Source organism: Skermanella mucosa, assembly GCF_016765655.2.
GTDB classification, from domain to species: domain Bacteria; phylum Pseudomonadota; class Alphaproteobacteria; order Azospirillales; family Azospirillaceae; genus Skermanella; species Skermanella mucosa.
Map to the genome: position 1 here is coordinate 4,579,592 of NZ_CP086106.1, position 23,564 is coordinate 4,603,155.

26 protein-coding genes are annotated in these 23,564 nt (G+C 66.3%); 16 read left to right on the forward strand and 10 right to left on the reverse strand.

The genetic code is table 11. The annotated features are described in order from the left end of the window. The first annotated feature begins 396 nt into the window (after window positions 1-396). The 4 genes from JL100_RS21280 (at window position 397) to JL100_RS21295 (ending at window position 4,175) form a co-directional block, all read left to right on the forward strand. On the forward strand, window positions 397-2,208 hold the full coding sequence (locus tag JL100_RS21280) for a methanol/ethanol family PQQ-dependent dehydrogenase (protein ID WP_228420822.1): 1,812 nt from the start codon (window positions 397-399) through the stop codon (window positions 2,206-2,208). 97 nt (window positions 2,209-2,305) lie between these two features. Then, window positions 2,306-2,746 (forward strand): c-type cytochrome, encoded by a 441-nt coding sequence (locus JL100_RS21285; RefSeq protein WP_202682679.1) that lies wholly within the window; start codon window positions 2,306-2,308, stop codon window positions 2,744-2,746. 68 nt (window positions 2,747-2,814) lie between these two features. Continuing rightward, a complete protein-coding gene (locus JL100_RS21290) occupies window positions 2,815-3,630 on the forward strand; it encodes a quinoprotein dehydrogenase-associated putative ABC transporter substrate-binding protein (protein ID WP_202682680.1) in 816 nt (271 codons plus the stop codon). Next, window positions 3,627-4,175 (forward strand): PQQ-dependent catabolism-associated CXXCW motif protein, encoded by a 549-nt coding sequence (locus JL100_RS21295; protein WP_228420823.1) that lies wholly within the window; start codon window positions 3,627-3,629, stop codon window positions 4,173-4,175. Before JL100_RS21290 ends, JL100_RS21295 begins: the two co-directional genes overlap by 4 nt. Before the next feature lie 7 nt (window positions 4,176-4,182). On the opposite strand, the gene JL100_RS21300 is transcribed toward JL100_RS21295, so the two are convergent. Next, a complete protein-coding gene (locus JL100_RS21300) occupies window positions 4,183-4,827 on the reverse strand; it encodes a hypothetical protein (protein ID WP_202682681.1) in 645 nt (214 codons plus the stop codon). Between the two features lie 56 nt (window positions 4,828-4,883). On the opposite strand from JL100_RS21300, the gene JL100_RS21305 reads away from it, so the two are divergent. After that, window positions 4,884-5,390 (forward strand): DUF3280 domain-containing protein, encoded by a 507-nt coding sequence (locus tag JL100_RS21305; RefSeq protein WP_202682682.1) that lies wholly within the window; start codon window positions 4,884-4,886, stop codon window positions 5,388-5,390. Window positions 5,391-5,416: 26 nt separating this feature from the next. Here JL100_RS21305 and JL100_RS21310 read toward each other — a convergent pair whose 3' ends face one another. After that, a complete protein-coding gene (locus tag JL100_RS21310) occupies window positions 5,417-5,770 on the reverse strand; it encodes a hypothetical protein (RefSeq protein ID WP_202682683.1) in 354 nt (117 codons plus the stop codon). Between the two features lie 162 nt (window positions 5,771-5,932). Between JL100_RS21310 and JL100_RS21315 the strand changes: the two genes are divergently transcribed. After that, window positions 5,933-6,319 carry a hypothetical protein gene (locus JL100_RS21315; protein WP_202682684.1) on the forward strand — a complete coding sequence of 129 codons (387 nt, stop codon included), beginning with the start codon at window positions 5,933-5,935 and terminating at the stop codon, window positions 6,317-6,319. Between the two features lie 21 nt (window positions 6,320-6,340). On the opposite strand, the gene JL100_RS21320 is transcribed toward JL100_RS21315, so the two are convergent. From JL100_RS21320 to JL100_RS21330, 3 genes are all read right to left on the reverse strand, one after another. Next, entirely contained in the window at window positions 6,341-7,204 is an 864-nt protein-coding gene (locus JL100_RS21320) for a quinoprotein dehydrogenase-associated SoxYZ-like carrier (RefSeq protein ID WP_202682685.1), read from the reverse strand. A gap of 24 nt (window positions 7,205-7,228) precedes the next feature. Further along, a complete protein-coding gene (locus JL100_RS21325) occupies window positions 7,229-8,149 on the reverse strand; it encodes a quinoprotein relay system zinc metallohydrolase 2 (RefSeq protein ID WP_202682686.1) in 921 nt (306 codons plus the stop codon). Window positions 8,150-8,365: 216 nt separating this feature from the next. Next, on the reverse strand, window positions 8,366-9,043 hold the full coding sequence (locus JL100_RS21330) for a sugar transferase (protein ID WP_202682687.1): 678 nt from the start codon (window positions 9,041-9,043) through the stop codon (window positions 8,366-8,368). Window positions 9,044-9,277: 234 nt separating this feature from the next. Between JL100_RS21330 and JL100_RS21335 the strand changes: the two genes are divergently transcribed. Next, window positions 9,278-9,862, forward strand: a complete 585-nt coding sequence (locus JL100_RS21335) for an NADPH-dependent FMN reductase (protein WP_202682688.1) — start codon at window positions 9,278-9,280, stop codon at window positions 9,860-9,862. Window positions 9,863-9,947: 85 nt separating this feature from the next. Then, window positions 9,948-11,057, forward strand: a complete 1,110-nt coding sequence (locus JL100_RS21340; RefSeq protein ID WP_202682689.1) for an S-(hydroxymethyl)glutathione dehydrogenase/class III alcohol dehydrogenase — start codon at window positions 9,948-9,950, stop codon at window positions 11,055-11,057. A gap of 90 nt (window positions 11,058-11,147) precedes the next feature. Here JL100_RS21340 and JL100_RS21345 read toward each other — a convergent pair whose 3' ends face one another. The 4 genes from JL100_RS21345 to JL100_RS21360 form a co-directional block, all read right to left on the reverse strand. Beyond that, complete coding sequence (locus tag JL100_RS21345; RefSeq protein ID WP_158046694.1) at window positions 11,148-11,486, reverse strand: Gas vesicle protein V; 339 nt, start codon at window positions 11,484-11,486, stop codon at window positions 11,148-11,150. Between the two features lie 154 nt (window positions 11,487-11,640). After that, entirely contained in the window at window positions 11,641-12,648 is a 1,008-nt protein-coding gene (locus JL100_RS21350) for a Tim44 domain-containing protein (RefSeq protein WP_202682690.1), read from the reverse strand. A 62-nt stretch (window positions 12,649-12,710) separates the two neighbouring features. Then, on the reverse strand, window positions 12,711-13,064 hold the full coding sequence (locus JL100_RS21355) for a hypothetical protein (RefSeq protein WP_202682691.1): 354 nt from the start codon (window positions 13,062-13,064) through the stop codon (window positions 12,711-12,713). 119 nt (window positions 13,065-13,183) lie between these two features. Next, window positions 13,184-13,426, reverse strand: coding sequence for an RNA polymerase sigma factor region1.1 domain-containing protein (locus JL100_RS21360; protein ID WP_202682692.1), 243 nt, complete (start codon window positions 13,424-13,426; stop codon window positions 13,184-13,186). A gap of 317 nt (window positions 13,427-13,743) precedes the next feature. On the opposite strand from JL100_RS21360, the gene JL100_RS21365 reads away from it, so the two are divergent. Beyond that, window positions 13,744-15,072: a GntP family permease gene (locus tag JL100_RS21365; protein WP_323378275.1), complete on the forward strand. Its 1,329-nt coding sequence runs from the start codon at window positions 13,744-13,746 to the stop codon at window positions 15,070-15,072. A gap of 10 nt (window positions 15,073-15,082) precedes the next feature. Here the strand turns inward: JL100_RS21365 and JL100_RS21370 are convergent, their stop codons facing one another. After that, a complete protein-coding gene (locus tag JL100_RS21370; RefSeq protein ID WP_202682694.1) occupies window positions 15,083-16,924 on the reverse strand; it encodes a sigma-54-dependent Fis family transcriptional regulator in 1,842 nt (613 codons plus the stop codon). A gap of 213 nt (window positions 16,925-17,137) precedes the next feature. Here JL100_RS21370 and JL100_RS21375 point away from each other — a divergent pair, with 213 nt between their 5' ends. The 7 genes from JL100_RS21375 (at window position 17,138) to JL100_RS21405 (ending at window position 23,564) form a co-directional block, all read left to right on the forward strand. Then, window positions 17,138-18,181 carry an NAD(P)-dependent alcohol dehydrogenase gene (locus JL100_RS21375; protein ID WP_158046699.1) on the forward strand — a complete coding sequence of 348 codons (1,044 nt, stop codon included), beginning with the start codon at window positions 17,138-17,140 and terminating at the stop codon, window positions 18,179-18,181. Window positions 18,182-18,332: 151 nt separating this feature from the next. Then, the gene (locus JL100_RS21380; RefSeq protein WP_202682695.1) at window positions 18,333-18,575 is read left to right on the forward strand and encodes a CDGSH iron-sulfur domain-containing protein; all 243 of its coding nucleotides are present in this window, start codon (window positions 18,333-18,335) and stop codon (window positions 18,573-18,575) included. Continuing rightward, the gene (locus tag JL100_RS21385) at window positions 18,565-18,882 is read left to right on the forward strand and encodes a hypothetical protein (RefSeq protein WP_202682696.1); all 318 of its coding nucleotides are present in this window, start codon (window positions 18,565-18,567) and stop codon (window positions 18,880-18,882) included. The genes JL100_RS21380 and JL100_RS21385 overlap by 11 nt, the downstream gene beginning before the upstream one ends. A gap of 35 nt (window positions 18,883-18,917) precedes the next feature. Next, window positions 18,918-19,100 (forward strand): hypothetical protein, encoded by a 183-nt coding sequence (locus tag JL100_RS21390; protein WP_158046702.1) that lies wholly within the window; start codon window positions 18,918-18,920, stop codon window positions 19,098-19,100. A gap of 491 nt (window positions 19,101-19,591) precedes the next feature. Continuing rightward, window positions 19,592-21,256, forward strand: a complete 1,665-nt coding sequence (locus tag JL100_RS21395; protein ID WP_201078147.1) for an aromatic/alkene/methane monooxygenase hydroxylase/oxygenase subunit alpha — start codon at window positions 19,592-19,594, stop codon at window positions 21,254-21,256. 86 nt (window positions 21,257-21,342) lie between these two features. Further along, window positions 21,343-22,401 (forward strand): NADH:ubiquinone reductase (Na(+)-transporting) subunit F, encoded by a 1,059-nt coding sequence (locus JL100_RS21400; protein WP_202682697.1) that lies wholly within the window; start codon window positions 21,343-21,345, stop codon window positions 22,399-22,401. A gap of 41 nt (window positions 22,402-22,442) precedes the next feature. Beyond that, the gene (locus tag JL100_RS21405) at window positions 22,443-23,564 is read left to right on the forward strand and encodes an aromatic/alkene monooxygenase hydroxylase subunit beta (RefSeq protein ID WP_202682698.1); all 1,122 of its coding nucleotides are present in this window, start codon (window positions 22,443-22,445) and stop codon (window positions 23,562-23,564) included.

Below are 23,564 nucleotides of genomic sequence, written 5' to 3' on the forward strand. Positions count from 1 at the left end.
CGGCTCTTCGATTCGCCCTCGGCGATTCGCACTGAAGTTTTGTTTCTCGCGACAGTTTTCATGTTGCGCCGCCGAAGAAGAATGCTGCATCGCCGAGGAAACATCGCAATAAGTTTGCTAAAACTTAGTTTCATTCGCCTTTTAGTACGAACTAATGTGCCGACAACCCATCAAAAGATCTTACCCTAGAGCGCTAGTTGCACGCTGTTTCAACGCTTTAGGGTCAGTTCGCCTGAAGCCTTCTAAAGTCTTATTGTCGGCCTCCGAGAGAGGCGTTACGGTGATCTTCTAAAAATCCGCCCATTACCACGGAGGCGGATAAACGGTCGGCGGGGCAATGCCGACCGATCACAAAGTCGGTTGCGTCAGAGACAACGAACTCGGGAGGAGACGAATATGCGGCGGATGAAAATCCTGCTGACCACGGTTGCCCTAATCACCGCGGGAACGGCATACGCCAACGACGAAGTGATGAAGCTGCAGAAGGACCCGAACAACTGGGCGATGCAGCTCGGCGACTATTCCGGTAAACGCTACAGCCCGCTCGACCAGATCAATACCCAGAACGTCAAGAACCTGCGGGTCGACTGGAGCTTCTCGACCGGCGTCCTGCGCGGCCACGAAGGCGGCCCGCTGGTCATCGGCGACGTCATGTACGTCCACACCCCCTTCCCCAACATCGTCTTTGCCCTCTCCATCCCCGAGAAGGGCAAGATCCTGTGGAAGTACGAGCCGCGCCAGGATCCCAACGTGATCCCGGTGATGTGCTGCGACACGGTCAACCGCGGCGTGACCTATGCCGACGGCAAGATCTTCCTGGCCCAGGCCGACAACACGCTGGTGGCCCTCGATGCCAAGACCGGCGAGGAAGTCTGGAAGGTCAAGAACGGTGACCACACCAAGGGCGAGACCCTCACCGCCAACCCCGTGGTCGTCAAGGACAAGATCTTCGTCGGCATCTCCGGCGGCGAGTTCGGCGTCCGCGGCCACCTGACCGCCTACAACATCAAGGACGGCAAGCAGGTCTGGCGGGCCTACTCGACCGGTCCCGACGCCGACGTCAAGATCGACCCGCAGAAGACCACCATGCTCGGCAAGCCGATCGGCGACCGCGACCTGGGCGTGTCGACCTGGAACGGCGACGAGTGGAAGATCGGCGGCGGCACCACCTGGGGCTGGTACACCTACGATCCCGAGCTGAACCTCATATATTATGGGACCGGCAACCCGGGCACCTGGAACCCGGCCCAGCGCGCCAAGGACGGCAAGCGGGAAGGCAGCGACAACAAGTGGTCGATGTCGATCTTCGCCCGCGACGCGGACACCGGCGAAGTCAAGTGGGTGTTCCAGAAGACCCCGTTCGACGAGTGGGACTATGACGGTGTCAACGAGAACATCCTCGCGGACATCACCGTCAAGGGCAAGCCCGTCAAGGCTCTGGTCAACTTCGACCGCAACGGTTTCGTCTACACGCTCGACCGCGTGACCGGCGAACTGCTCGTCGCCGAGAAGTACGACCCGACCGTCAACTGGGCGACCCACGTCGACATGAAGACCGGCCGCCCGGCCGTGAACGAAAAGTACAGCACCTTCGCCAACGGGCCGGACACCAACTCCGAAGGCATCTGCCCGGCGGCGCTGGGGACCAAGGACCAGCAGCCGGCGTCGTTCTCGCCGGACACCGGCCTGTTCTACGTGCCGACCAACCACATCTGCATGGACTACGAGCCGTTCGAGGTCGCCTACAGCGCCGGCCAGCCCTACGTGGGTGCCACGCTGTCGATGTACCCGGCCCCGAACTCGCACGGCGGCATGGGCAACTTCATCGCCTATGACGCGGCCCAGGGCAAGATCGTCTGGTCGAAGCCCGAGGCGTTCGCGGTGTGGAGCGGCGCGCTGACCACCAAGGGCGGCGTCGCCTTCTACGGCACGCTCGAAGGCTACCTGGTGGCGGTCGACATGAAGGACGGCAAGGAGCTGTACCGCTTCAAGACCCCGTCCGGCATCATCGGCAACGTCAACACCTTCGTGGCTGACGGCAAGCAGCACATCGCGGTGCTGTCGGGCATCGGCGGCTGGGCCGGCATCGGTCTGGCGGCGGGCCTGAACGACCCGCAAGCCGGTCTGGGCGCCGTCGGCGCGCACGCCTCGCTCGGCCAGTACACCAACCTGGGCGGCGTGCTGACCGTCTTCACGCTGCCGGACTGATCGTTCCGACGCGCTGAACGTAGATCGCTAATGCTCCCGGTGTTTCCGTTCCGCGAGGGGCGGAAACACCGGCTCGTTTCACTGGACATAGAACGCCATGAATCTGTCTTTCCTGACGCGGGTCGCGACTGCCGGCGCCGCTTTCTTTTTCCTCGCAGCCGGAACTCCACACGCCCAGGACGCCGAAACGGATCCTTACGAAAGGCCCTACATCGTCGAAGACGGTAAGGTCGACCAGGGAACCTACAACGGATTTCGGCGCTATCACTCCTCCTGCCACGTCTGCCACGGCCCCGACGGCCTCGGCGGCTCCTTCGCGCCGGCCCTGGTGGAGTCGGTCAAGAGGCTCGATTACGACAAGTTCGCCGAGATCATCGCGAACGGGCAACAGCAGAGCGGAGCCACCGGCCAGCGCGTCATGCCGTCGTTCGGGACCGATCAGAACGTCATGCTCTACGTCGCCGACATCTACGGCTACCTGAAGGCCCGGTCCGACGGGAAGATCGACCGCGGACGCCCCGAACGTATCAAGAAGTAACGCATCAAGAAGTGACCTATCAGGAAGCAACGCATCCGCAAGTGACGCTGCCGTCACGGAGATTTGACATGCTGGCACGAATCTCGATGCTGGTCGCGGCCGCCCTGGTGGCGGCCGGCACGGCCTCGGCCGTCGAACTGCCGAAGCGCGACGCGCTTCGGGTCTGCGCCGACCCCAACCTCCTGCCCTTCTCCAACGACAAGCTGGAAGGGTTCGAGAACAAGATCGCCTCGATGATCGGCGAGGAACTGGGCGTTCCCGTCGTCTATACCTGGTGGCCCCAGACCATCGGCTTCGTCCGCAACACGCTCCGCGCGCGCAAGTGCGACATCGTCATGGGCGCGGCCTCGGGCGAGGGGCTGATGCAGAACACCAACCCCTATTACCGCTCGGTCTACACCCTGGTGTACCGGGAGAATTCCGGGGCGAAGATCACGGCGATGAACGATCCGGCGCTGCGCGACATGCGCATGGGCGTGGTCGCCCAGACGCCGGGCGCCACGCTCGCCACCATGAACCGGATCAACAACCTGGAGCCCTACCAGCTCGACGTCGATACCAGGGTCGACAACCCGGCGCGCCGGGCGGTCGAGGACGTGTCGTCCGGCAAGATCGACGCGACGGTGCTCTGGGGTCCGATCGCGGGTTACTTCGCGGCGCAGCAGCCGACCAAGCTGACGGTCGTGCCCCTGGTCGGCGAACGCGGGACCCGCGTGGAGTTTCCGATCACCATGGGCATCCGCATCGAAGAGCCGGAGTGGAAGCACTGGCTGAACGACTTCATCCAGCGGCGCCAGTCCGACATCGACGCCGTGCTGGCCCAGTACAACGTCCCTCTGCTGACAGCGAGCGGCCAGCTCCAGTCCGCCGCCGTCGCCCGGTGAACAGGCGAACCGTCGCCGCCGCGCTGGTCGCGGCGGCGGTGCTTTCTTCGCCGGCCATCGCGGCGGAATTCAGGATGTCGGACTACCGGGCGCCGACCCCGGACACGGTCCCCGGCGCGGCCACCGTCGGCACCGAACGGGTCCGCGAGATGGCGAACAGGGGCGAGGCCGTGCTGATCGACGTCTACCCCGCCCCGCCCCGGCCGGCCACGCTTCCCCCCGGCGCCGTTTGGATGCCCAAGGCGCGCCGGACCATCCCCGGCGCGGTCTGGCTTCCCAATGTCGGGTACGGCGCCCTGCCGGACGGCATGGACCGGCATTTCCGGGACAGTCTGGAGCGCCTGACCCGGGGCGACCGCGGCCGGCCGATCGTCTTCTTCTGCGAACCGGATTGCTGGATGTCCTGGAACGCGGCGCTGCGCGCCGTCGGATACGGCTACCATGCCGTCCACTACTACCCCGAGGGGGCCGGTGGCTGGACCGCGGCGGGGTTGCCGCTCGAACCGGCCCAGCCGACCCGGCCCGAACTCGATGAGGCCCCGTAGGGTGGCGTCACTCCATGTGGTTCGCGATGGTCCGGGCGAGCTGCCCCACCCGCCGCTCGACGATGACGGGCTGCTCGCACAGGGCGCCGAGCGAGCGCTGGCGCTCCTCGATGATCCGGCGCTGCCACGCCAGCTGATCGCCGAGTTCGCGGATGCGCGCCTCGTCCCGGGGCTCCGCGGCACGGGCCCTGTCCAGCTCGCCGACCGTCTTCGTCATGCCGGCGAGCATGCCCTTCTGTGCCCGGTCGAACTTGCGGATGGCGTCGATCGCCCGACTCCGCAGGCGGTTGGCCTCGTCGAAGACACCCGCGAACAGAAGCGTCAGCGTCTCGTTGCGATCGCCCTGGATGCTCTCGGCGAACCGGTCGACGGCGGCATTGGCCTCGTCGTCCGGAACCGCGCGGGAGACGACCCGCGTCGCCAGCGAGGCGACTTCCCGATTGTCCGGCCACGCCTTCAGGTAATCCTCGACCGGCGGGCCGGCCCAGATCGTCGCGGCCGAGAGAGTGGGCACGAAGACCTGGACGCACGGCCAGTCGGGAGGGGTCTCCACCCGGGGCTGGGCGTACGCCGCGGCGGCCGGCATAGCGGCGAGGCTCGCCCCGAGCAGGACGGCTTTCAGGCTCTTCTGTACGGAATTCCGGAAACGCATGTCTCTCCCTCTGGTCGCTCTTCATTCTTGATCGTTTTCAAAGGAAGCATACACCGATGCCACGGCTGATTCCGCTGCTGATCGCACTGCTGACGGCAGCCTTTCCCGCCGTCGCGGCTCCCCTGCCCGCCGCGGTCTTCGAGATCGAACTGGTCGATACCAGCGGCGAGGGTCGGTCACCGGCCCACGAGCAAAGGATCCGGGCGACGACCGAGGCGTTGCGCCGCGAGCTGGCCGAGACCGGCCTCTACGCCCCGCTGGACCTCGCGCCCGCGGCCGACCGGATCGACGACCATCTTTCCTGCGAACAATGCCTGCTGGACATCGCGCGGGACATGGGCGGCCGGGTGGCGGTGGTCGGCAAGGTCAACAAGATCAGCACGCTGATCCTCAGCATGGACATCGTCGTGCGCGACCTCGACGACGGCAAGGTGGTCGCCCGCGGCACCGCCGACATCCGGGGCGACAACGACCGCGCCTGGCTGCGCGGCATGGAATGGCTGGTGGAACACCGGATCGTGCCCCAGGGGGCGCCCCCCGGGGAGGAGCGTGCGCCCCGATGACGACGGGGCGCAGCCGGCTCTCCGGGTTACTGCTTGGCCCCTCCCTGCGGGGTCGGTTCCGGCGGGCGCTGCTGGGTTCCGATGGCGCCCTGGCGCTGCGCGGCGAGCGAGCCGGAGTCGGCATCCTTGGGACCGAACTGGAGGCCGCCTCCGGTGCCACCCCCGGTCGCCGCCTCGGCTTCGCTTTCGGCGCTGCCGGCACCGGACAGGTTGCCCGACTGGTCGGCGGGCTTCGGGGGCTGCTGCTGGTTGCCCATGGCCCCTTGCCGTTCCTGCATCAGGGTTTCGTTGGAATTGCTCTGCTGAGCCACCGCGATGGATGCGCTCCCCAGGGTCGTCGCCAGGACGGCGGCAATCATGGAAACCTTCGTCACGTTCATGAACATCCTCCAGTTTTATTGTTGATTCCCGATGGGTTCCGCCCCGATCGGTTCCGTCACCGACCATCAACACTGGACAAATCGTTTCATCACGAACGGACGACTGCGCCGACGATGCCCATATTGGTATAATCGAGGTAAATAATACGGGAGGACCTTCAGATGAAGGCTGCGATCATCGTGCTGGCGACGGCACTCTCCATCGGCGGAGCCAACGCCCAGACGGCCGGTCCCGCCGCCGGATCCACCGCCGGCCCCACTTCCGACCCCCATGACTATCCGACGTCCGCGCGGGTCGATTACGTGATCGGCTGCATGGCGACGAACGGGCAGACCCAGGAGGTCATGGAGCGCTGCTCCTGCAGCATCGACCACATCTCCCGGACGATCCCCTACAACAGCTTCGTACAGCTGGAGACCGTCCGCAGGATGCAGGACCAGCCGGGCGAGCGGGCGATGCTGTTCCGCGGCGTCGGCTGGGTCAAGGACCTGCAGGAGCGATTCCGCCTGGCCCAGGTGGAAGCCGACCTGGAATGCTTCCCGCAGTAAGCCTGCCGGCGGGCGGGGCGCTCAACTCGCCGGCTGCGGCGTGACCTTCCAGTCCCCGGTATAGACCTGGTCCTTGCTGTCGGTCACCCGGACGTCCAGCTCTCCCGGCCCCTTGGGCTGGAACGTGAAGTGGAGGCTCGGGTCCTCGCTCAGCGAGATGTCGGTCTCCACGTCCAACACGGGCTTGCCGTCATAGCTGACCTTGATCGACCGGATGAAATAGGGCGGCACGTAGGTGCGCGAGATCTGGTCGAACTGCATGCCGCTGTGGTTCGGGTGGCTGACCAGGAGCTGGGCCGTCACCGGCGCGTCCGCCGGGACCGACTGCGGCAGGTTCAACTTCATCCTGCCCAGCCGGGCCAGCGCCTGCTGCGGGTCCTTCATGGCCGGAGCCGAGCAGCCCCCCGCCGCCTTGACATAGCGCTCCGCGCTGAGCAGGCGGCCGTCGCTGGTCTCGGCCACGGCATGGATCAGGGTATATTCGTTGACCCGGACCCGCGTGCTGATCTCCAGCGCCTTGCGTTCGTCGAACAGGTGGAACTTGCCGGCCAGCGGCACGGGGTTGCCGTCGATCAGCAGGGTCAGCGTCCGGATCGACCAGCCGGCGTCCTCCGGGATCGTGGCCTTCATGGTGACCGGGACGAGCGCCGCGTCCTGCGCCCGGTACGGTGCGTCCAGCGTCAGGAAGGCGCTGCCGTCCTCGATCTCGCGATCGGGAAAATAGACCTCCCGGACGTTCTCCCAGCGGGCGTAGTCGTCAGGCTTGGCGTCGCTCGGCCGGGTTTCGGCCGACGCCGCGTCTCCGGCCGGCAGCAGGGCGGCAAGCAGCAGGGCGGCCAGGAACGATCCCAGCAGGGTTGCCGGACGCGAAGCTCGTGCGGACATGATGCGATCCTCCGATCAGGTTTCTTATTCCCATTCCAGTTCGGCGAACACGGTCACCGCGTTCCGGGGATTGTCCTCGTCGAACAGGTGCCAGCGCCCCCGTTCCGACGCGGCCGCCTCGGCCGAGGCCCGGTCGATGGTGCCGCCGTCCTTCTGGATGGCGCGGATGTCCCCGACCAGCGTGGTCAGATAGCGGCGGGTGTCTTCCGCCCCTTCCGGCCAGGGGGCCGACGCCGGCCCATGGCCCGGCACGACCCGCTTCGCCGGCAGCGCGGCCAGGGCGTCGAGCACGCGAAGCCAGCCGAGCCCGCTGCCGTCGACCGTGGGCAGGCGTTCCTGGAACACCAGGTCGCCCGCGAACAGCGTGCCGGTCGCGGTATCGAACACCGTCAGGTCGTTGTTGGTATGGCCGGTCGGGTGGGCCGTCAGTTCCAGGCTCCGGCCGCCCAGGTCGAGCCGGTGGGTGGCTTCGACCGTGATGGTCGGAGGGACCAGGACTGCGCGCCCGGCCTCCTCCGCGCCGAAACTCTCCTCCAGGCGCCGCTGGTAGGTGTCGGCGCGGGCCATCAGGGCGCCCTGGAAATCGGCATGGGCGACGAAGTCGGGACGGTCGTCGAGGAAGGCGCCGTTGCCGAACACGTGGTCCGGATGCATGTGGGTGTTGATCACGAACCGGATCGGCAGGTCGGTGCGCTGCCGGATCGCCTCGCGCAGGCCGCGGCCCAGGCCGGGCGTATTGCCGGTGTCGATCACCGCGACCGACTGGGTCCCGATGACGAACGCCATGTTGGCCACGTCGCCGCCGTTCGAGCGCTCGGCATATTCCGGAAGCCCGGCATGGACGAAAACCCCGGCCGCCACCTCCTCCACGCGCAGGGGATCGGCGACCGCCGGCGCGGCACCGCAGAGACACGACAGTATGATGACCGCTCTCGATATCCTCATGACACTAAATATGATAGTGGATCCCGGTTCCGCGACAAACATCTCGTTCGTCGAAAAGACCAGGCTGCAGATCCCAAGGTCGAATGCTGCATTTGCGAAGAAGAATTCCGGGCCGGGACAAGACGCTGCGGCAAGGACCGACGGCGGATGCTGATGGTCACGGCGAGCCCGCCTCTCCCCATCCCGGTGTCGGTGCCCCCACGACGGGCTTTCCGCTCAGATGCCGTCCGCCCGCACGATCACCATGACCGTGCGCCGCAGGATCGCCAGGTCCTGCCGGAACGACCGCCCCTCCACATAGGCGAGATCGAGGCGGAGACGATCCTCGAAGGTCGTGCGATGCCGCCCCGAGACCTGCCAAAGGCCGGTCATCCCGGGCTTCACGCGGGCGATGGCGGCGTGGGCACCCGGATGCCCTGCCAGCTCGTGGGGCATGTAGGGGCGCGGACCCACCAGGCTCATGTCGCCGGACAGGACGTTCCAGAGCTGCGGCAGCTCGTCCAGGCTGGTGCGGCGAAGGATCCGGCCCACGCGGGTCACCCGCGGATCGTCCCGCAGCTTGTGATGCCGCTGGTATTCCGCCCTCAGGACCGGATCGGCCGCCAGCAGCCTGTCCAGGCGGGCTTCCGCATCGGCATGCATGGTGCGGAATTTCAGCGCGTTGAACGTCCCTGCCCCGGCCCCGCAGCGCCGCTGCCGGAACAGGGCCGGCCCGCGGGTCTCCAGCCTCACCGCCAGCCCGACCAGCGCCAGCAGCGGCGCCAGCAGGCCCAGCAGGATCCCCGCGACGACGATGTCGAACAGGCGCTTCGCCACCCCATACCCCGACAGCGGCCCGGCCGAGGTCGGTATCGGTAGCGCCGTATCGTGACGCCCGGCCTCCGTAACGGACATGAATGATCTCCCCGTCAACCTTCGATCCCTAATTGTTGACGGCACATTAACCACTCGGTCCCGACGGCGCTGTGAACCCGATTACAACGGTGGCGCCCCTGGCAAGGCGCCAGGGTTGGGGCAATCTTGTTCGCAACGTCGGTGGATCGTTCCGTGGTCCGCGGCGTTCCCATCCCATGATTTCCGGATCGAAGGCGGATCCGAACCTTTGAAATCCCCGCGAGGAGCCCTTCCATGACCGACCAACAGACGCCGCTGCGCATAGTCGGAATCTCCGGCAGTCTGCGCAAAGGCTCGCTCAACTCCGCCGCCCTGCGCGCCGCGCGCGACCTGGCGCCGCCCGGCGTGACGATCGAGATCTTCGACATCTCGGGCATTCCGCTCTACAACGACGACACCAGGACCGAAAACGGGTATCCGGCGCCGGTCCAGGCGCTGCGCGATGCCCTGAAGGCGGCCGACGGCATCCTGTTCGCGACGCCGGAATACAATTACTCGGTACCCGGGGTACTGAAGAACGCGATAGACTGGGCGTCGCGGCCGCCGGAACAGCCCTTCGACGCGAAGCCGATCGCTATCATGGGTGCCAGCCCCGGCGTACTCGGCACCGTCCGCGCACAGACCCACCTGCGCCAGTTCTTCACCTACCTGAACGGATTCGTGCTGAACCGGCCCGAGGTGATGATCGGACAGGCGAATTCCAAGTTCGATCCGGAAGGCAGGCTGACCGATCAGGGCACGATCGACTTCCTCAAGACCTTCCTGGCCTCTTTCGCGGATCACATTCGTTACCACCAACGTGCTAAATCAAGGCATTAGACGGTTGGACGATTGACCTCACCGGACGAATGGTCAACGATCGCGGCACAAGGGAACAAGTGTCTCGGTTGGGAGGGATATAATAATGGACGTACGTGCTGCCGTGGCCTTCGAGGCCGGCAAACCACTCAGCATTGAGACAGTGCAGCTTGAAGGCCCCCGGGCCGGCGAGGTGCTGGTCGAGATCAAAGCCACCGGCGTCTGTCACACCGACGCCTACACGCTTTCGGGTGCCGACAGCGAAGGAAAGTTCCCCTGCATCCTCGGGCACGAGGGTGCCGGCATCGTGGTCGATGTGGGTCCGGGAGTCACCAGCCTGAAGAAGGGCGACCACGTCATTCCGCTCTACACGCCGGAATGCCGCCAGTGCGAATACTGCCTGAGCCAGCGGACCAACCTGTGCCAGGCGATCCGTGAAACCCAGGGCCGCGGCGTGATGCCCGACGGCACCAGCCGGTTCTCGCTGAACGGCAAGCCGATCTGGCACTACATGGGCACCTCGACCTTCGCCAACTACACCGTGGCGCCCGAGATCGCGCTGGCCAAGATCCGCGAGGACGCGCCGTTCGACAAGGTCTGCTACATCGGCTGCGGCGTCACGACCGGCCTGGGCGCCGTGATCTGGACCGCCAAGGTCCATCCCGGCGCCAACGTCGTCGTGTTCGGCCTGGGCGGCATCGGGCTGAACGTGATCCAGGGCGCCCGCATGGTCGGGGCCAACATGATCGTCGGCGTCGACATCAACCCGTCGCGCCGCGAGATGGCCGAGAAGTTCGGGATGACCCATTTCGTCAACCCGAAGGAAGTCGAAGGGGACCTCGTCCCGTATCTGGTGAACCTGACCAAGGGCGGGGCCGACTACAGCTTCGAGTGCATCGGCAACATCAATACGATGCGCCAGGCGCTGGAGTGCTGCCACAAGGGTTGGGGCATCTCGACCATCATCGGCGTCGCCCCGTCGGGCGCCGAGATTTCCACCCGCCCGTTCCAGCTGGTCACCGGCCGCGTGTGGAAGGGCAGCGCCTTCGGCGGTGCGCGCGGACGAACCGACGTGCCGAAGATCGTGGACTGGTACATGGACGGCAAGATCAACATCGACGACCTGATCACCCATGTCGTGCCGCTGGAGCAGATCAACGACACCTTCGACCTGATGCACGAAGGCAAGTCGATCCGTTCGGTCGTCACCTTCTGACGTCCTGCCGGATATCCCAAAAGGAACGCCCGCGCGTGGCCACACGCGCGGGCGTTCTCGTTCGGGATACCGGGTTTCGGCAGGCGGGTTTCAGTAGCCGGAGCGTCCGGGCCGGCCACGGGGCGGGAAGCGGCTCGACGTGGACCGGATTTCCTGGCGGGCGCCGCCGTCCTCGTCATCGTCGGGATTGCGCGCGGACTGCCTTTCCCGCTTGTTCTCGGCCTCCGCGCTGGCGATCGTCGCCTCCATTTCCCGGATGCGCTCCTTCAGGGGGGCGATCACCGAGCCGTCCGGCTTGCGGGCGATGAATTGTGCGAGATCGTGCTTCAATCTGGCGAGCTGGCTCTTCAAAAGCGGCACGTTGGGCTTGGCGTTGGGATTGGGCTTCCCACCGCCGACCCGGTAGGCTTGCTCCTCGTATTTGCTCACGACTTCCCTCCTGATTCGACCCGCAATACACGGGGACCGTCCGGTGTACCCATGGGACGGCATCAAGTACCGTAAGGCGCTTTGTCCCCGGGGTCACGCGGTTTAGGCCGCCGGCGTTTCGACCGGCGGCCCAAAGGCGAATGAAAGCCGGACCTTAGGCCTGCTGTATCGCCGAGAGAACCCAGCCGCCGCCGGCCGGGCGACGGAAGGTCCAGACCTCGACGGCCTCGGTCGGCTTGGTGCGATCGCCGTCGACCACGGAGTCGCCGGCCCGATCGACCGTATAGTCCACCAGCGAGTAGCGCATGGCGACGGTGGCGTAGTCGACGGCTCCCTCGCGCCACGCCTCGGACAGGTCGCCCTGGAGAAGGCGGACATCCTCGATGCGGTTGACGACGCCGCGCGCCGCGTTGGCGTCCAGCTCCTCGGTGAAGTAGGAGGCCATCTCCGGCGTGGTCAGCGAGCGCAGGGCCGCCCGGTCCTCATTTCCGTAGCCGGTCTGGATGTCGCGCAGCAACCGCTCGAACGCCTCGTAGTCGGCCGGTCCGATCCCGATGCCGTCGACCCCCTTGGGCGTCTTGGCCGTCCGGGCAGCACCGCCGCCGCCGAGACCCGCCCCGGTCCTGGCATATCCGCCCGGCGCCGCGTTCCGGTTCAACGGCCCCTGGCCCAGCGGGCCGCGGCCTCCGGAATTCCCGGCCCCGGCATAGGCCGGCTGGTTGCGGCTCCTGAAGAAGCGGATCGCCAGCCAGATCAGCCCGCCGATCAGCGCCACCTGGAGCAGGAAGCCGAGGATCGACGCGAAGCCGCCCAATCCGCCGAAGAAGCCGCCCCCGAGCAGCATACCGATCAGGCCGGCACCGAGCAGGCCGCCGGCAAGGCCGCCGAAGAAGCCGCGGTTTGCGGGCGCTGCCGGACGCTGGAGCCCGGCGGCCGCGCCGGGTTGCCCCGCGGTCGGGCGATCGGTCGCCGAGCGCTCCATCGGGGCGGCCGTGCGCGGGGCCGTATTGGTCGGTGCGGGAGCTTCGTAGGTGCGGGCGCCCCGGCTGCCTAGATTGCTGCTCCGCCCGGGACGGGCGTCGACCGACGTCGCGACGAGCGTCAGGACGGCGGCAAGGGCGATGAGCGCCTGGGTGCGCCTGGGCTTTCTGTTCTGGGTCATGACCTGCTTCTTTGGGCCTGTTTCTTTTGCTTCCCCCCATATGGGGGGTCATGACCGGAATTTCAGCGATTGTCGGAAGCGGAACCCACGGTATCGGTCCGGCCCGGGGGATCGCGCATCTGGCGCAGACGGTCGGACCGCCACTCCCAGTAGCTTGCGCCGATGTCTGCGATCTCGCCATATCCTCGCGCTGGGCGGACCCGCTCCGAGAAAGGGTCGGCCGGCGGCAGCGACGATCCCAGGAGCTGACGGTCGTCCGGCAGGGGCGTCAGGTTTCCGGCATGGTTCGGCGCCCCATAGGCGTCGCGGTATGTGTCGTAAGGGATGACGCCCTGAGCCGACGCGCTGGATGGCGCCAACAACAGGATCGCGCACAGGATGGCATGGCGCAGGGGAAGGGACATGGCAAGGGACATGGCGGCGGCTCCGGTTGGCACCCCAAGATTAACCGGAGGTCGGCCCGGCTCTCATGCCTCCGGCCGGGGTACGGCCGTTACTCTCCGGATCCCCTTCCGGTCACCCGGAATGCCCGGCGTCAGCGCGGGTAGATGATCTGCTCGTCGTTCAGCAGGTTGAAGTCCCCGTTGGCCGCCGGTGACCGTGCCAGGACGATGCTGATACCGCGGCTGCGAAGCGCGTCGAGCACCTCGTCGGCATCGCTGGTGTGGACGCTGCCGATCGGGAGCAATCTGTCGAATTCTTCGATCGTCACGTTTCCCTGCCGCTTGCCGATATCCAGCAGCCTCAGGACAGGAAATCTATGATCGACGGTAGCCACTGCCCGCCCTCCACCAAGGTTATTCCCATTCCATCCAACATGTTAGCAGCCGAATCGTCACTGTGGCCCGCCCGATCCGGCGAGACCGCGCCAGCGCTGAAAAGCAATCCCTTCGGATAAGGGCTCGCCAAATGATCAAAGGCCGAACTTCCGTGTTATTTGCTTTGCTGCAACGCACCGGTTAGAACCGCCAAAAACCTTCATATGAGGAAACCTCCATGGTAGGTCTTTTCGGCATCATACTGTCACTAGTATTGCTTATGTATCTGGCATACAGGGGCATCACGGTTCTCGTGCTTGCACCTTTGCTTGCCGCCATGGCTGTTCTTTTCGCCGGCGATCTACCGCTTCTGGCCACGTATACCCAGGTTTTCATGACGGCGGCGGGCCGCTTCGTGACCACGTATTTCCCGCTGTTCCTGCTCGGCGCCGTGTTCGGCAAGCTGATGGACGACAGCGGGTCCGCGCGGGCCATCGCCCACTGGATCGTCGAGAAGCTGGGAGCGGAACGCTCCATCCTGGCCGTGGTCCTGGCCTGCGGGATCCTGACCTATGGCGGCGTCTCGCTGTTCGTCGTGGCCTTCGCCGTCTACCCGATCGCCGTGGCCCTGTTCCGCGAGGCGCAGATCCCCAAGCGGCTGGTCCCCGGCGCCATCGCCCTGGGCTCCTTCACCTTCACCATGACGGCGCTGCCCGGCACCCCGGCGATCCAGAACCTGATCCCGATGCCCTATTTCGGCACCGACGCCTTCGCCGCCCCCGGCCTCGGCCTGCTGGCCGCCGCGATCATGCTGGTCGGCGGCACGGCCTGGCTGAGCTGGCGCCACCACCGCGCCCATGCCGCCGGCGAAGGGTACGGCACCCATCCCGACGATCCCCGCCCGGAACCGCGCGCCCGCTCCGTCGGCGCCATGGCGCTGGACCGGGACGAGGTCGCCGCCCCCGGAATCCTGATCGCCGTGCTGCCGATCGTGCTGGTGATCGCGCTGAACTACATCTTCACGAACTTCCTGATCCCGACCTGGGACACCGGCTACCTGGCCGACCCGAAATACGGCGCGACCACCGTCGCGAAGGTCCAGGGCACCTGGGCGATCATCATCGCCCTGATCGTCAGCAGCGTCGCCGTGGTGGCGCTCAACTGGCGGATTCTGCGCGACCGGGTCGCCACCTCGATCAACGAGGGCAGCATGGGCTCCCTGCTGCCGATCTTCAACACGGCGTCGGAGGTGGGCTACGGCGCGGTGATCGCGTCCCTCGCGGCCTTCACGATCCTGCGCGACTTCGTGCTCAACCTGTCGCCCGACAACCCGCTGATCTCGCTGGCGGTCGCGGTCAATGTGCTGGCCGGCGTCACCGGTTCCGCCTCGGGCGGCATGAGCATCGCGCTGGAGACACTCGGCAGCACCTATGCCCAGCTCGGCCAGGCGGCGGGCATCAGCCCGGAACTGCTGCACCGGATCACAGCGATCTCGTCCGGCGGCTTCGACGCCCTGCCCCACAACGGCGCCGTGATCACGCTGCTGGCGATCTGCAAGCTGACCCACCGCCAGTCCTATGTGGACATCATGATGGTCGCGGTCGTCATTCCGGTAACCTCGCTGATCGTCATCATCGCGCTGGGCACGATGTTCGGCTCGTTCTGAAGCCGCCCGCTCAACGCTGGCGGAGCTTCTTGTAGACCGTGTTGCGGGTGACGCCCAGGCGGCGGGCGGTTTCGGCGACGTTGCCGCCGGTCTGCTCCCAGGTCGCCACCACGCGGTCGATCACCGCCCGCTCCAGCGTCGAGGATGCCGGCGCCGGAGCGGCCCGGGGAGGGTCGACATGGCAGGTGTCGATCACGCCCTGGTCGCCGACCGCGATGGCGAGCCTGGTCAGCACGCCGCGCAGTTCGCGGATGTTGCCGGGCCAGGTCCGCCCGGCCAGCGCCGCCAGCGCCGCGTCGGCGATGGCGCAGCCGGGATCGATCTCCCGCAGCAGCCGGCGGGCGATCGCGTCGAAATCGGACCTTCCGGCCAGCGGCGGCAATTCCACCTCCACCGTGTTGAGCCGGTAGAACAGGTCGGCCCGGAAGCGCCCGGCGCCCACCGCCTCCCCCAGATCCACGTTGGTCGCGGCGACGAGCTGAAGATCCACCTTCCGCCTCGCCCCGCCGCCGACCGGGCGGACCGTCCAGTCGTCGAGCAGCCGCAGCAGGCTTCCCTGCACCGGCAGCGGCATGTCGCCGATCTCGTCCAGGAACAGGGTCCCGCCGTCCGCCTCTATGACCAGCCCGCGGGCGCCGCCGCGGCGCGCCCCCGTGAAGGCGCCGTCGGCGTAGCCGAACAGTTCGGCCTCGACCAGGCTCTCCGGCAGGGCCGCGCAATTGACCGGGACGAAGGCGCCGGTGCGACCGCTCGCGGCATGGGCATGGCGGGCCATCAGCTCCTTGCCGGTTCCCGTGGCGCCCCGGATCAGGATGGGCACCGCCCGCGCCGCGGCACCGGAGACCTGCCGCAGCGCCGCCTTGACGGCGGGATCCTCGGCGATGAAGCCGACCTGGCGATCGGGCGTCCCGCGGTCCTTCCGCGCGTGGATCGGACAGGCATGGCGCAGATTGTCGATCGCGACGACGTAGCTGCTGCCCTCGTGGTCCTCCAGCCGCACACGCTCCCGGCGATGCCCCTCGTCCAGGAACCGGTGGAAGCCGGTCCGGAACAGCTCCGCGAAATGATGCCCGGGACTGGCCGGCAGCCCCTGGAGGAAGAACTGCGCCTGCCGGTTGGCCGCCAGCACCCTGCCCTCCCCGTCCACCGCCAGCAGGCCGGCGCTCAGCGTGCGCAGATACTCGGCCCTGGTGTGGAAGATCAGGACGAGATGGTCGCGGTGGGCCTCGCGGAACAGCCCGTTCTCGATCTGGCGGACCGACATCTTCACCAGCGCCATGGTGTGGCGCTGCCGGGACCTGCAGTCGCTCGACGCGTCCAGCACGGCGGCGATCTCGCCGGTGGGGCCGAAGATCGGCGCCGCGTTGCAGGTCAGCCCGCCGTACGTCGTGAAGAAATGCTCCGGCCCGTGGACCGTCACCGGCGCCCGCAGGGAAGCCGCCAAGCCGAGGGCGTTGGTGCCCTGGTGCAGTTCGCCCCACAGGCCCCCGGCCCGGATGTTCTTGGCGTCGGCCGTGGTGCGGAAAGTATCGTCGGTGATGGTGTCCAGCACCATGCCGCCGGGATCGCCCAGGGCGATCATGAAGTTGGAGCCGGAGATCTGGTGGTAGAGGTTATGCATCTCGGCCAGCGCCAGCCGGCGGGTCGTTTCGTGCCGCTCGCGCGCCTCCTCCAGCTGGGTACCGGCGGCGTAGATTAGCTCGGGCGAGCGGTGCGGCTCCAGCCCCGCCTCCAGGCAGCGATCCCAGGACTGCCGGATCTCCGGGGCGAGCAGGTCCGGCGAAGCGATGCCCCGGTCCTGGAGTTCGATGCGCGCCTGCCTCAGGCGCTCCGCGGGCGAGAGCAGTCCCATGTCCCGTTCCTCCCCTGACGACCTGTTATGTTCAAGTCTTGCACAGCCAAGGTGTGAGCAGGCGTTGATTATGTAAACACGCAATTCGGGGCAATTCCGAGGAATGCCGCGAGTTCCCGCCTTTCCGCACCCTGGCACGCCCCTTGCCTTTACCGGTCCCGGTTCCAACGAGAACCTGAAGATCGACCGAATCACAAACGGGGAGGCTCATCCATGAAGGCGGCCGTGCTCTACGAATTCGACCCGTCGCTCACCAGCCCGCAGTTCGTCCGGTACGAGGAGGTCCCCGATCCCAAGATCGAGAAGACCACCGACGTGATCGTGCGCATCGGCGGCGCCGGCGTCTGCCGGACCGACCTGCACATCGTGGAAGGGATCTGGCGCAGCAAGGTCGATGTACAGCTTCCCTACATCATGGGCCACGAGAACGCCGGCTGGGTCGAGGAGGTGGGCAAGGGCGTCGAGGGCATCAAGGTCGGCGACCCCGTCATCTGCCACCCGCTGGTGACCAGCGGTCATTGCCTGGCCTGCAGGCGCGGCGACGACATGCACGCGACCGACAGCAAGTTTCCAGGCATCAATGCCAACGGCGGCTATGCCGAGTACCTGCTGACCGGCGTGCGGTCCCTGATCAAGCTGCCGGCCAGCCTGACCCCCAAGGACGTCGCCCCCTATACCGACGCCGGCCTGACCGCCTACCGCGCCGCCAAGAAGGCGTCCCGCCACTTGCTTCCCGGCGAATACGCCGTCGTGATCGGCGTCGGCGGGCTGGGCCATATCGGCGTCCAGGTCCTCGCCGCACTGTGCGCCGCCGAGATCATCGCGGTGGACCGCTCCGACATGGCGCTTGGTTTGGCGAAGGAGTGCGGCGCCCATCACTTGGTGAAGTCCGACGGCACCGAGGTCGAACAGATCCTGGCCCTGACCGGCGGGCGCGGGGCCGAGGCGGTGATCGACTTCGTCGGCGAGGGCGACGCGGTCGAGAAGGGCCTCGCCATGACCCGCAACGCCGGCTTCTACTACATCGTCGGCTATGGCGGGAAAGTGGAGATCCCGACGATCGAGATGATCACGTCGGAGAAGACCATCGTCGGCAACCTGGTCGGCACATATCCCGAACTGGTCGAGCTGATGGCCCTGGCGGACCGCGGCCTGGTCAAGCTGGCGACCCGCGAATACCGGCTTGAGCAGGCCAACGAGGCGCTGCACGACCTGCACCACGGCAAGGTCAAGGGCCGTGCCGTCCTGATACCCTGAGGCTTTGGAGCGCGTTCCATGAGCCGCGATGCGTTGGGCCACGGCCCAACGCATCGGCCCGGCTGCCCCGGCCTGATCGACCTGATCGGGCACGGCTCCTATACCCTGAGGCTCCAATACCCTGAGGCACAGATACTGGAAGGACATCGCCATGGGTTTCGAACCCGAGGTCGCCCAGGCCGGCCCGTACGAGTGGGAAGTCGAGGAAGGCGATCTGGTCTTGTGGTGCCGGTGCGGGCGCAGCGCCACCCAGCCGATCTGCGACGGCTCCCACGCCGGCACCGGGATCAGCCCGATGGGGTGGAGGGCGCCCGGCACCGGGACGGTCTTCCTGTGTGGCTGCAAGCATACCGCCAACGCACCGCTCTGCGACGGGCACCACAATGACCTCTGACGACGGACACTCCGACGACCCGTTCCAGATCCTGATGGCCGAACGCTACGCCATCGTCGCGAAGCTGACCGAGCTGAACTCGGCCCAGCTCACGCGGGAGGGCCGGCGCGCCGGGGTGGAGTTCGAGCTGTCCCGCTGCCGCCAGGACCTGGCGGCGGCGCCGACGCCCGAGCTGTCGGCCCGGCTGGCCGAACTGGAACGGGAACACCGCGACGCCATCGAGCAGACGAAGAAGATCGAGGCCGAACGCGAGGCCCTGATCCTCAAGCTGGAAGAGATCGTCCATCGATTGAACGAACCGCACTGAACGCTGGACCGAACGCAAACCGGAGACCCGACACCATGACCACTTCAGCGGCATCGGCCGAGGATGCATCCAAGGACGAATTCTTCAAGCGGCTCGCCGACTTGTCACAGGAGATGATCGCCGCCCATGGAGAAGACTTCACCATGGGAGCCCTGATCCTGGGCGCCCGCTACATCGCGGAGAAGAAGGCGAAGCCGGAGGAGACGGCGAAGAAGTAGCGCTGCAGTCAGTGGCTGGGCATGGCGAAGCGCATGAGGCTGTAGACGGTCACGACCAGTCCCGTCAACGCGACATACATGCAACCACACCCCTGCAAGACGGCCAGTTTTGAAACACTCCGGCGGCCCTGAACGTCCCACAAGTAAACAATGACCACAATCGAGATCGGGAGAAAGATCCGCAAGCCAGCATTTACAAGGGCCTGAGAGATGCCCAAGAACTGGCACACCGCTTGCTAACCATCGTAAGAACAACAAGCCACCGACCATGACGCGGTGCAATAAACAAGGAAGTAGTGCGGGGAAACGGCCATGACAGCAGCACGGCGGAAAATTTCTGCATTCCGGGCGTAAGGCACGCTCCGGAAAATCATGGAACGCCATCCCGGACTGAACTCAAGCCGGCCCGAAGAGCCGGCCAAGGCGGAAACCTGTCGTTATACGAAATGTCGGCAACGAGATTCCAGCCAACGAATTCCAGGGAGTAAACCATGCCTGACGGTTTGACGCTCAACAAGATCATCGCTCAGAAGGGCATCAGCATCGGCGAGGCGGCGCGCCGGGTCGCGGACTTGGGCTGGACGCCCTCCTATGTCCAGGAAGCCATGACCTTCCCGACCGACTACAAGATCTCCAAGGCGCCCAAGGACCCCATGAAGCAGGTCCTGCGGTCGTACTTCCCCATGCAGGAAGAGAAGGACAACAGGGTTTACGGCGCGCTCGACGCGGCGCTGCGCGGCGACATGTTCCGCAACGTGGAGCCCCGCTGGGTCGAATGGATGAAGCTGTTCCTGGCGATCATCCCCTTCCCCGAGATCTCGGCCGCGCGCTCCATGGCGATGGTCGGCCGGCTGGCGCCGGGCGATGACCTGCGCACCGGGTTCACCATGCAGATGGTCGACGAGTTCAGGCACTCGACCATCCAGATGAACCTGAAGAAGTGGTACATGGAGAACTACATCGACCCGGCCGGGTTCGACATCACCGAGGCCGCGTTCGGCAAGTGCTACGCCACCACCATCGGCCGGCAATTCGGCGAAGCCTTCGTGACCGGCGACGCGATCACCGCCGCCAACATCTACCTGACCGTCGTCGCCGAGACGGCCTTCACCAACACCCTGTTCGTCGCGATGCCGTCGGAAGCGGCTCGGAACGGCGACTACGCCCTGCCGACCGTGTTCCTGTCGGTCCAGTCGGACGAGAGCCGCCACATCGGCAACGGCCACTCGCTGCTGATGTCGATCCTCAACAACCCCGACAACCACCAGCTCCTGGAACGCGACCTGAAATACGCGTTCTGGCAGAACCACGCGATCGTCGACGCCGCTATCGGCACCATCATCGAGTACGGCACGACCAACCGCGACAAGAACAAGGAGAGCTACGCGGAACTGTGGCACCGCTGGATCTTCGAGGACTATTACCGGACCTACATGCTGCCGCTGGAGAAGTACGGCATCAAGATCCACCACGACGACGTCCACGAGGCGTTCGACCGAATCGTCAAGAAGAACTACGTCCACAAGGTCGCCCAGTTCTTCTCCGCCGGCTGGTGGGCCAACTTCTGGCGCATCGAGGCCATGACCGAGCGGGACTTCGAGTGGTTCGAGCACAAGTATCCCGGCTGGTATGACGAGTTCGGCGCATGGTGGGAGAACTACGCCAAGCTCAGCAAGCCCGGCAACCCGCCGATCACCTTCGTGGACACCGGCTACGTCTATCCGCACCGCTGCTGGTCCAACCTGGTGCCCTGCCTGATCCGCGAGGACATGGTCGTGGACGAGGTGGACGGCCAGATCTACACCTACGGCCACGAGGTGGACCGCTGGACCCACAAGGTCGCCTTCCAGGGCGAGTACGAGGGTCGGCCGACCCCCGCCATGGGCCGTTTCAGCGGCCATCGCGAGTGGGAGAGCATGTACCATGGCTGGGACCTGGCCGACGCGATCAAGGACATGGGCTTCGTCCGCCCCGACGGTAAGACCCTGATCGCCCAGCCCCACCTGTCGTTCGACGAGAAGGACATGTGGACCCTGGACCATGTGCGCGGCTACGAGATCAAGAGCCCCCTGATCACGCTCCGCGAGATGACCCCCGAACAGCGCGAGAAGCACGTCGCCGAGTACAAGAAGGGCTTCAAGGTCCATCGGATCTGACGCCCGGCCGGAAACAGGGGAGCGCCGCCAAGGCGCTCCCCGACTTCCGCCGCAAGCCGCCAGATCTTCGTCCAGGGGAATCCCACATGACCCAGAACCCGTTGGCCGCCCGCGCGGTCCACACGGTCCTGCTGCAGCCCGCCGGCATCGAAATGGAAGTCGAGGAAGGGGAAACCGTTCTCGATGCGGCGTTCCGCCAGGGCATCTCGCTGATGCACGGCTGCAAGGAAGGACAATGCTCCAGCTGCAAATCGGTGCTGATCGACGGTGACGTCGAACTGCTGAAATACTCCACCTTTGCGCTGTCCGAGATGGACCGCGACACCAACCACATCCTGCTCTGCCGCACGCTGGCCTACAGCGACATAGAAGTCGAGCTGCTGAACTACGACGAGGACCTGCTGTCCCGCTCGATCGCGGTGAAGGACTTCGCGGCCCGACTGACCGCCATCGTCCCGCTGACCCACGACATCTTCCGCCTGGAACTGGAGATCGAGCAGCCGCTGAAGTTCTGGGCCGGCCAGTACGTGGACATCACCATCCCGGGCAAGGGCATCACGCGCTCCTTCTCCATGGCGAACCCGCCGAGCGACCCGCACCGCCCCCATTTCATCATCAGGAAATACCCCCAGGGCGCCTTCTCGGCCCAGCTCGACGGCAGCCTGAAAGCCGGCGACAGCCTGATGCTGCGCGGCCCCTTCGGCACCTGCCTGCGGCGCGAGAACCGTTCCGGCCCGATGGTGCTGGTGGGCGGCGGCTCGGGCATGTCGCCCCTGTGGTCGATCCTCCAGGACCAGATCGGATGCGGCGAGCCCGCCCGGCCGATCCGCTTCTTCTACGGGGCCCGGCAGACCCGCGACCTCTTTTACCTCGACCGTTTCGCGGAGCTGGCCGAACGCCTGCCCGACTTCCGCTTCATACCGGCGCTGTCCGACGCGGCGCCCGACGACGGCTGGACGGGCGAGACCGGCTTCATCCACGAGGTGGTACGCCGGCATCTCGGCGCCCTCGGCGACGCCTCCGACATCGACGTCTATTCCTGCGGCCCGCCGCCGATGATCGACGCCCTGCTGCCGGTGCTCCAGATCGGCGGCGTCGAACCGGACCGCATCTATTTCGACAAGTTCACGCCGGCCCTTCGGTAAGGGCCGACCGCCAACCTTTGCAAACGGGGAGGAAAACAAAAATGACGGCACAGGTTCAGGAAACCGAAGTCAAGTCCGGCGCCGCCGGCGCGAAGAAGTTCCCGGGATGGGACAGCCGCAAATACAATTATTATGAACCGAAGGGCCGCAAGGCGACCCATTACGAGGACATGACGGTAGACGTCCAGCCGGACCCCGAGCGCTACCTGCTCCAGAACTGGATCATCTCCTTCGCCGACGGGACGCCGACCTACTACAAGGGCTGGACCAAGCTCCAGTCGTCGGACTGGCACAAGTTCCGCGCGCCCGACCAGGAGTGGGAGCGGACCCATTACCAGCGCCAGTCCACCATCGAGGGCATGATCAAGAACGTCGTGGACAATGCCCGCAAGTCGGGCGCCCCGTCGCGCTTCGATCCCCGCTGGGTCAAGATCCTCCAGGATCATGTCGGCGCCTACAAGCATGCGGAGTACGGGTTGGGCAAGGCGACCATGCATGCCCAGCGCTACGGCTACACGCAGATGGTCAACAACGCCATCCTGACCAACTCGTCCTACAAGCTTCGCTTCGCCCAGGACCTGACGCTGTACCTGAGCGAGATCGGCATGGACCTGCCCGTGTTCGACGCGACCGCCGGCAAGACCCACTGGCTCGAAGACCCGGTCTGGCAGGGCGTGCGCGAGGCGACCGAGGCCGTGATGGGCGCCGAGGATTACCTGGAGCAGTATTTCGCGACCAACGTCGTGTTCGAGCCCCTGGTCGCCGAACTGTTCCGCAGCGGCTTCGTCATGCAGCTGGCCGCCGCCCAGAACGATTTCGCGACCCCGGCCGTGGTGTCGGCGGCCGAGGCCGACTACGAGCAGAACCTCGCCAATACGGTCGAGCTGTTCCACCTGCTGGCCCAGGACCCCGAGCACGGCGAGGCGAACCGCAAGGTCATGGAAGGCTGGCTGGAGAAGCACGGCGCCCTCTGCGTCAAGGCGGCGAACCAGCTGCAGCCGGTCTGGTCGCAGCCGCGCGTCAAGGCGGCCCAGTTCACCGACGCCTTCGCGGCCTCGTCCAACCGCCTGAGGGCCATCTGTGCCGAAATCGGCATCGAAGTGCCCGCCGCCGTCGCGATCGCGCCGGCCGCCGCCCCCGCCCAGCCGGCCGCCGACGCCTGA

Excerpts from the sequence above, each read along its gene's own strand:
- JL100_RS21320 (WP_202682685.1), bottom strand. The coding sequence starts at position 7,204 with ATGTCCGCACGAGCTTCGCGTCCGGCAACCCTGCTGGGATCGTTCCTG.
- JL100_RS21380 (WP_202682695.1), top strand. The coding sequence starts at position 18,333 with ATGGGTTTCGAACCCGAGGTCGCCCAGGCCGGCCCGTACGAGTGGGAA.
- JL100_RS21310 (WP_202682683.1), bottom strand. The coding sequence starts at position 5,770 with ATGAACGTGACGAAGGTTTCCATGATTGCCGCCGTCCTGGCGACGACC.
- JL100_RS21285 (WP_202682679.1), top strand. The coding sequence starts at position 2,306 with ATGAATCTGTCTTTCCTGACGCGGGTCGCGACTGCCGGCGCCGCTTTC.
- JL100_RS21365 (WP_323378275.1), top strand. The coding sequence starts at position 13,744 with ATGGCTGTTCTTTTCGCCGGCGATCTACCGCTTCTGGCCACGTATACC.
- JL100_RS21325 (WP_202682686.1), bottom strand. The coding sequence starts at position 8,149 with ATGAGGATATCGAGAGCGGTCATCATACTGTCGTGTCTCTGCGGTGCC.
- JL100_RS21315 (WP_202682684.1), top strand. The coding sequence starts at position 5,933 with ATGAAGGCTGCGATCATCGTGCTGGCGACGGCACTCTCCATCGGCGGA.
- JL100_RS21390 (WP_158046702.1), top strand. The coding sequence starts at position 18,918 with ATGACCACTTCAGCGGCATCGGCCGAGGATGCATCCAAGGACGAATTC.
- JL100_RS21370 (WP_202682694.1), bottom strand. The coding sequence starts at position 16,924 with ATGGGACTGCTCTCGCCCGCGGAGCGCCTGAGGCAGGCGCGCATCGAA.
- JL100_RS21330 (WP_202682687.1), bottom strand. The coding sequence starts at position 9,043 with ATGTCCGTTACGGAGGCCGGGCGTCACGATACGGCGCTACCGATACCG.
- JL100_RS21395 (WP_201078147.1), top strand. The coding sequence starts at position 19,592 with ATGCCTGACGGTTTGACGCTCAACAAGATCATCGCTCAGAAGGGCATC.
- JL100_RS21335 (WP_202682688.1), top strand. The coding sequence starts at position 9,278 with ATGACCGACCAACAGACGCCGCTGCGCATAGTCGGAATCTCCGGCAGT.
- JL100_RS21355 (WP_202682691.1), bottom strand. The coding sequence starts at position 13,064 with ATGTCCCTTGCCATGTCCCTTCCCCTGCGCCATGCCATCCTGTGCGCG.
- JL100_RS21375 (WP_158046699.1), top strand. The coding sequence starts at position 17,138 with ATGAAGGCGGCCGTGCTCTACGAATTCGACCCGTCGCTCACCAGCCCG.
- JL100_RS21400 (WP_202682697.1), top strand. The coding sequence starts at position 21,343 with ATGACCCAGAACCCGTTGGCCGCCCGCGCGGTCCACACGGTCCTGCTG.
- JL100_RS21385 (WP_202682696.1), top strand. The coding sequence starts at position 18,565 with ATGACCTCTGACGACGGACACTCCGACGACCCGTTCCAGATCCTGATG.
- JL100_RS21290 (WP_202682680.1), top strand. The coding sequence starts at position 2,815 with ATGCTGGCACGAATCTCGATGCTGGTCGCGGCCGCCCTGGTGGCGGCC.
- JL100_RS21280 (WP_228420822.1), top strand. The coding sequence starts at position 397 with ATGCGGCGGATGAAAATCCTGCTGACCACGGTTGCCCTAATCACCGCG.
- JL100_RS21350 (WP_202682690.1), bottom strand. The coding sequence starts at position 12,648 with ATGACCCAGAACAGAAAGCCCAGGCGCACCCAGGCGCTCATCGCCCTT.
- JL100_RS21405 (WP_202682698.1), top strand. The coding sequence starts at position 22,443 with ATGACGGCACAGGTTCAGGAAACCGAAGTCAAGTCCGGCGCCGCCGGC.
- JL100_RS21305 (WP_202682682.1), top strand. The coding sequence starts at position 4,884 with ATGCCACGGCTGATTCCGCTGCTGATCGCACTGCTGACGGCAGCCTTT.
- JL100_RS21300 (WP_202682681.1), bottom strand. The coding sequence starts at position 4,827 with ATGCGTTTCCGGAATTCCGTACAGAAGAGCCTGAAAGCCGTCCTGCTC.
- JL100_RS21340 (WP_202682689.1), top strand. The coding sequence starts at position 9,948 with ATGGACGTACGTGCTGCCGTGGCCTTCGAGGCCGGCAAACCACTCAGC.